Here is a 7,295-nt window from a genome sequence, read left to right on the forward strand (position 1 = left end):
ATCCCGTCCAGCATCCCGAGCCCGGCCCGCAGGATTGGCACGACCAGCGGCCGCGGATACGACAGCTTCACCCCGGTCGTGGGTGAGACCGGCGTCCCGGGTGTCGTGCCGGGCCCGGCGGCGGCGAGCTTGCGGACCGTGTCCACGGACTCATCAAGGCGATCGGCGACGGAACGGACTCCGTCGAGTTCGAGCATCTGGCCGACGCTCTCGGCCTGTTGACCCCGCAGTCCCTGCTTCGCCTTCTCGGCCTCCTGACGGAGCCGGACGGCGTACGCGACGATTCTCTCCTCGGTCGTTGTCGTGACGTCCTGGATCTCCTGCGCCGCCACTTCGTAGACGGTGGCCAGGTCCTCCAACTGCCGCTCGCGCTCCCAGTGCCCGGCCCTGCGTGCCCGCACTCGCTCGCGGGCCTCGACCTCGCGCGCCGACCGCCGCTGCTTCCGTTGGCCCATCGAACTCGCCTCTCCTCAGCGATGATTTGCGGCTCATTGTGTCTGATGAATCCACCTCCGATACATGGGGAATCCGTGGCCATTTCCCAATGACGCATCCAGAGGCTTTCAGAGGCATTCAGAGTGACTTGATCTTGTCTGTGGATAACCGAACTGCGCGGTTTTCCCCAGGTCCGCTCAGGAGAGCGGACCTGGGGAAAACCGTGGTCGCTTCGCGGTCCGCGAAGGAGGAAGGCGCAGTTCGGCTCGTCGGCTCGGCTCGTTCCTCGCTCACCAACTCCCCTTCCCTGCACCCCCCTTCTTCGCGGTCAAAGCTCTTGCATTCACAATGACACAAGGTAATCTGAGTTCATGATGACCATCCACAAGCTCTCAGCTGGTGATGGCTATCGCTATTACACGAGCGAGACCGTGACCGGCGATGTGCGCCGTTCTCCCGACCGCGACCTGGGCGATTACTACACGGCGGAAGGAAATCCGCCCGGGGTATGGGTCGGTGGCGGCACCGCGGAACTCGGCGTCTCCGGGACAGTGTCCGAGGAGCAGATGGAGTCCCTGTACGGCGAGGGGCTGCACCCGAATGCGGACGAGATCATCAAGGCGGCAGTGGCCGAAGGGCTGTCGCCCGCCGAGGCCACCCGCCGGGCGCGGCTGGGGCGCCGCTTCTACCGGTACGACCAGAGCGCCGGCCCTCTCGCAGCTGCGATCCAGGACGAGATCGAGGTCTTCGAGAGCCGCAAGGGACGGGAGGCGGCAGCCGACGAGCGCAGGCAGTTGCGCTCCAAGGCCGGCGCGATCGCCTACCGGAGGGACTTCGGCCGATCACCTAAGGATGCCGAGGAACTCGCCCGCTACATCAGCGCCCACACCGGTTCACAGCAACAGGCTGTGGCCGCCTACGACTTGGTCCTGCGGGCGCCGGAGGACTTTGGCAAGGGACTGTTCGGCACCGGCGACGAGGACGTGTGCCGGATCGTGATGGAGTGCGACGAAGAGGCGGTCCTTCAGACCATCACCTGGATCGAGGAACACGCGCTCGCCACCCGGACCGGCATCAACGGCGTCGCCCAGGAAGAGGTCAAGGGCGGTTTGGTCGCCACTCTCTTCCGCCACCACGACAACCGGCTCGGCGAACCCCTGCTCCACCATCACCTGGTCGTGGCGAACAAGGTCCGCGGAGTCGACGGCAAGTGGCGCTCGATCGACGGAAAGCTCCTGTACGCGATGGGAGTTGCCGCTTCCGAGTACTACAACCAGCTCGTGATCGAGAAGGTCTGCGCCCGACTCGGTCTGGAAGCCGAGGAACGTGAAGTCACCCCCGGCAAGCGCCCGGTCATGGGCATCAAGGGCTTCGACGCCGGAGTACTCCAGCCCCACGCGAAGCGCACGAAGGACATCGGCAAACGGCTGGAGAAACTGCTCCGCGCCTACCGCCAATCGCACGGCAAGGAACCGGGAACAGCAGCCCGGATGGCCCTCATCCAGCAGGCGACGCTGGAGACCAGGCCGGTCAAGAAAAAGGGACGCTCCCTGGCCCAACTACGGTCGGGATGGCGCAACACGTCGATCGCCGCAGTCGGGCACAAACGTGTCGACGCCCTGCTGAGGACGGCACAGGCCAGCGCCTCCCTACCCCGTGAGGGCACTGTCGATCTCACCGAGAGCGACGTCGCACAGGCCGCGGAAGAGGTCCTGGGGGTGGTCTCCGACCAGCGGGCCGTGTGGGGTGAGCGGCACGTGCTGGCCGAGGCACGACGCCACGTCGTACGCCTCACCCGGGGCCGCAGCACCGCAGCCGGCGGGCTCGCCGAGCGGATCACCGAGCGTGTGCTGTCGCACGGTTCGCTGAGTATCACCCCGCCCGAACTGCACCGGCCCTTCGCCCCGCTGCTGCGGTCGGACGGCAGCAGTATCTACCGGCGCCGGGAGTCGGTCCTGTACACCTCCCGCGAGATCCTGGCCGCCGAGGACCGGGTCCTCAACGCAGCGCGCACCATAGTGAATCCCGCCCTCCACGGCGACCGGTTCGCCGAGGTCGCCAGCCGGTTCACGGGGCGCCGACTGGACGCCGGGCAAATGCGGCTCGCCAAGGACTTCGCCTGCGCAGACCGGCTCGTCGTCGGCGGCATCGGCCCGGCCGGCGCGGGCAAGACCACCGCCCTCGAACTCGTCCGCGACGCGGTGGCCGCCGGGGGCGGACGGCTCATACCCCTCGCCCCCTCCGCACGCGCGGCGAAGGTGATGGAGGGCGATCTCGGCACCACGGCGTACACGCTCCAGGGTTGGCTCGCCCAGCGCGACCGCCTGACCGAGGGCAGCATCGTCCACCGTGTCCTCCGGCGGAGCAGCAACAAGCGCCGCAAGGCCAGCGCGCAGGAGTATGCGCTGCGGCCGGGCGACGTGATCGTGGTGGACGAGGCGGGCATGGCGGGAACGAAGAACCTCGCCCGCGTCGTGGCCGAGGCCGAGTGTGCCGGCGCCCTGGTCCGGCTCATCGGTGACCCCGCGCAGCTCGGTGCCATCGAGTCGGGAGGCGTGCTGCGCCTCCTCGCCCGCGAGGTCGGAGTGGTGGAGCTGGAGGAGATCCACCGCTTCCAGACCGAGGGCGAGGCGGACGCCACCATGGCCTTGCGCGACGGTGATCCGGCCGAGGCCTGGAGCTGGTACCTGGACCAGGGGCGGGTCGTGGCCGGCGCCCGTGAGGAGATGCTGGACGCCGTCTTCGCCGGGTGGCAGCACGACATCGAGTCCGGGGTGCAGGCCCTGATGATGACCGACGACAGCGAGATGGTCCGCGAACTCAACCTCCGTGCCCAGGCCTTCCAGCTGGCCTCCGGCCGCCTCGACCCGAGCCGGACCGTCCGGCTGCGCGACGAGCTCCAAGCCGCGGTCGGCGACGTCATCGTGACGCGCAGGAACCAGCGCAAACTCTCGCTGCTGGGCGGCCACGACTGGGTGAAGAACGGCGATCAGTGGATCGTCGAACAGATCGACCGACGCGGCCATGTCCGCGCCCGCCACACCGGCCACGGCGGCCGGGTCGTCCTGCCGCCGCACTACCTGCGCCGGCACGCGGAACTGGGCTACGCCTACACCACGCACCGCGCCCAGGGCATCACCGTTCAGGCTGCCCACGGCCTGATCACGGCCCGTACCTCGCGGGAAGCCGCGTACGTCGAGGCGAGCCGCGGCCGTCAGTCCAACCGCCTATACGTCGTCACCGAGGACGCCCAGGGCATGCGCGACGTGCTGGACACCGTGGCCCACAACAGCCAGGCGTCCATCTCGGCCCGGGAGATGATTGAGGTCGAGCAGGAACGCGCCTACGGCATCGGCCAGCTCATCGCCGAGTACACCGATGTCTACGCCCGTGCCACCAGTCAGCGGCTGCACAACCTCCTGCGCCGTGTGCTCGGCCTGGCGGCCGAGATGTTCATCGGCGCGGACGCCTGGGAGGTCGCCGAGCGGTCCCTGCGTGCCGCCGAGGCCGAAGGCTGGGACCTCGGCCGACTCATCCAAATAGCCTTCGACGAGCGGGACTTCGCGGATGCCGAGGACCCGGCCGCCGTGCTGGCCTGGCGCATCGACCACCGCGTCGAAGCCGGACGGCAGGCCGCCGAACGTGCCGCCCGAAAGGAAGCCGCGCCCGGCGGCAGCCGTCCGCTGAAGACGCTCGGCGCCGAACAGCTGCAGAGCCTTCTGGACCTCGCCGAGCACCACCGCCGTGCTGCTCTGGAGGAACTGCGACGGGCGGACGCGTCCGTCGACAGTCAGCCCCGGCCGGTCATCGTGGACGGCCTTCCTCATCCCGCCTGGCCCGACCGTGCACACGGGCATCTCACCCGCGCCGAACTTGCCGCGGCCATTGCCCAGGCCCGTGACCAGATCCGCCGCGCGCAGGACGAAGGCGACCACGACACCGAGCGCGCCGCCGCCGCGCAGCATGCCCTCCTGCGGCGCGAACAGCGCCTGCGCAGGTCCATGCCCGCACGCGAACGCCTGCGCGAGGACTGGCAGCGTGAACCCCGGCCTGGCGCCAGCCATACGGCGACCCAGCCCCTGGAAGCCACCCGTGCCGAGCGCACCGCCAACCTCCACCGGCAAGACGCGGCCCGCGAGCGACTCAAGCGCGCCCAGCTCATCGCCGCCAGGATCCGCGCCGAGCAACGGCTCCGTGACGAACTACCGCACCGCCCGGTACCGGCTCCGGACCACAGCGGTCACCTGCCCGACTGGATCGCTCCGTCGGCCGCCGTACGGGACATGGACACCCCGGAGGGCTGGCGGCAGCACCTCGTCGAGCGCCGCTTCGTGCTCTCCGAGCGGCTGGAACAGATGGGACTTGCCCTGGCGCAGTCCCCGCCGTCGTGGGCGCGGAGCCTCGGTCCGGTACCCCTTGAGGGAACAGAACTACGCGGGCAATGGGAGCGCACGGCGGCGGTGGCCGAGGTGTGGCGTATCCGCCACGCTCTGGCCGACAACGTCCCCGGCATCGGTGAAGCACCGTCCGATCCCCGTGACGCACATGCCTGGGAGATCTTCCAGCAGCGAATCGCCGAGGTCGGCCGCCGTGCGCGTGCGTCCGCCGCCGCCCGGCACCGGCCCAACGAACCGCAAGGTGGGATGCGGATCGCAGCCCGTACGGCCGAGAACCTTCACTACCGGCTGCGCGACGCGCAGGTCTCCGAGCCGGATGACCGGGAAGCGGTATCGGCCGCCGCCGCGGCCTTCGCCGAACTCGCCCTGCGACGGGTCTTGGAAGGTGAAGAACCCGTTGAGGAATGGGTCGAGCAGATCCCTGCGCCGGCCGCGGAGGACGGCACTCAGCAGGACCAATGGGAAGAACTCGTCGCAGCCCTCGCCGCCTACCGGCTGCTGAACGAGATCGACTCCGCCGAGCCTTTGGGGGAGACTCCTGATGAGGCCGAAGAGCGAGAGCGGTGGGTCAAGCTGCACGAGGCCATGACGCTCTTCCAGCGATCCCGCATTCAGCAGCGCCTGGGAGAAGTCCGAGCACACCGCGACGCCGAACGAGCCCGGCGCGGCCTCGCCCCTGTGGCATCGGCCCTGCCCTCGGACGATCTCACACGCGGACGCCGGGCCGACAGCATCCAAGACGAACAGAACCACCACCGACGCCACGGCCCCAACGCCGGACCGCGGCGGGGGCCGGGAACCTGACCAAGAAGGAGAGAACATGGACGAGCAGAACCAGAACACCGTCGGCGAAGGGCTCACCGCCGAACAGCAGGAACTCCTCGCGCGGTTCGCCACCCGGCGAGCCGCCCGGCTCGCCGTGGCGTCAGGTCGTACCCCGGAGTTGTCGGCCCTGGAGACCCGACTGAAGGAGATGGATGCCGCCTTCGCGGCCAGCCCCGACCGCGACAACCCGCTGGCTCAGGAGAACCACGAACTCAAGCGGTACACGGCCATCCTCGAAGAGGCCATACGGGCATTCTGGGCCGGCGAACTGGCAGCTCACGCAGGGCAATAGCCCTGACCAACACGTGGCACCTGGACGTGATCGTCCGCGGCCGATGGCTGGATTCAACGGCATCAAGCCGACGTCCCGCACAGCGGCCGGTCCACAGCCGGCCTGGACTGCTGGCGAGAGGTGTAGCCGTCTGGAGCACCTGTACCCACTGCACCCACAGAATTGCGAAGAGAGAAGGACTCCACACCATGCCATCCGCCGAGGGCGGCGAGCGTACTCCGTCCCTGTACTTGCAGGTGGCTCAGCATGTGGCCAGCGACATCAAACGCCACCGCTACACCGCCGGTGCTTTCCTGCCGTCGGAGACCGCCATGATGAAGACGTACGGCGTCGGCAGGCACACCGTACGGTCCGCAATCGGCGAGCTGCGCCGCATGGGGCTGGTCGAGTCTCTCCAAGGCAGGGGCACCAGGGTTCTGCCCGCCAAGAATGTCCTGCTGCCAGTGGGCCTCGATCGATCGGCTCAGCTGAGCCCGATTCCCCCCGACGCCACTTCGATCGAATCTCCAGTCGTGTGCCGAGGCAGTCTCGAAGGCCCGCCCGCCGTTCTGTTGGGGCAGCAGGACCAAGAGGCCATCAGCGTGTCCCGCACCCTGTATGACGCTGCGACCGGCGTCCTCATCCACCACCGTGCAATCATTCCCGCTGCCACCGCAGCCGACGTGCCCTCGCTTGCCGAGGCCGACGTGAGAGAGCTCTACAGGAGACTTGCCGAGGCCGGGTTCAGCCTGGCGTTTGTTGACCATGTGACCGCCCGTACGGCACATCCCGATGAACGAACCACGTTCGGCCTCAGTAACGTCGACCCGCTTCTGGTTACCTATCGTGTGACCAGCGATGCCGACCACGGACGCCTCCTGATGTGCGAGGAACTGAAGACCCCAGCCACCAGCTCTCACCTCATGTACCCGGTGACGCCCACCGAGGCCGCATAAAAGGTGGACGGCGATATCTGAAGGGTGCGGATCCTCCGTTCAAGGGGCGGACTGATCTGGGCATTTACCGGACCGACCGGGCTGAGCACCGCATAGATCTTTTCGAGACCGCCAGGTCACGCTCGGGACAGATCAAGATCGACTGCAGGGAAGTCATCGACTGCACGGAAGTCACGGATCGCGGCGATGCCCTCTTGGGGACACGGTTTGATCACCCGGCCGCGCGCCAAGCCGCAGTTCACGCAGGCCAAGGGCACCCCTTGAAGGAGCCACACCCCGTCCAGCACGCAGGTTACTCACGAACGTAGCCACAGGGTAAAAGTTGTCCCGTAAGCGATCTTGGGAGTGATGCGGTCAATATCTTGACTGGTCAGGATGTTGACCATAGAGTGGTGGTCGTGACGGAGAACT

At 68.1% G+C, this 7,295-nt stretch carries 3 protein-coding genes and 1 pseudogene; 3 read left to right on the forward strand and 1 reads right to left on the reverse strand.

Annotation, left to right across the window (positions count from 1 at the left end; genetic code table 11):
* Positions 1-95, reverse strand: a pseudogene (locus tag ABZ896_RS51390) (uracil phosphoribosyltransferase); the annotation flags it as partial.
* A gap of 711 nt (positions 96-806) precedes the next feature.
* Here ABZ896_RS51390 and mobF point away from each other — a divergent pair.
* From mobF to ABZ896_RS51405, 3 genes are all read left to right on the forward strand, one after another.
* On the forward strand, positions 807-5,636 hold the full coding sequence (mobF, locus tag ABZ896_RS51395) for a MobF family relaxase (protein WP_360946012.1): 4,830 nt from the start codon (positions 807-809) through the stop codon (positions 5,634-5,636).
* Positions 5,637-5,652: 16 nt separating this feature from the next.
* On the forward strand, positions 5,653-5,949 hold the full coding sequence (locus ABZ896_RS51400) for a hypothetical protein (protein WP_360946015.1): 297 nt from the start codon (positions 5,653-5,655) through the stop codon (positions 5,947-5,949).
* Positions 5,950-6,137: 188 nt separating this feature from the next.
* Positions 6,138-6,884: a GntR family transcriptional regulator gene (locus ABZ896_RS51405; protein WP_360946018.1), complete on the forward strand. Its 747-nt coding sequence runs from the start codon at positions 6,138-6,140 to the stop codon at positions 6,882-6,884.
* Positions 6,885-7,295: the final 411 nt, after the last annotated feature.

Origin of the sequence: Streptomyces sp. NPDC047072, from assembly GCF_040643855.1 — a bacterium.
Classification (GTDB): domain Bacteria; phylum Actinomycetota; class Actinomycetes; order Streptomycetales; family Streptomycetaceae; genus Streptomyces.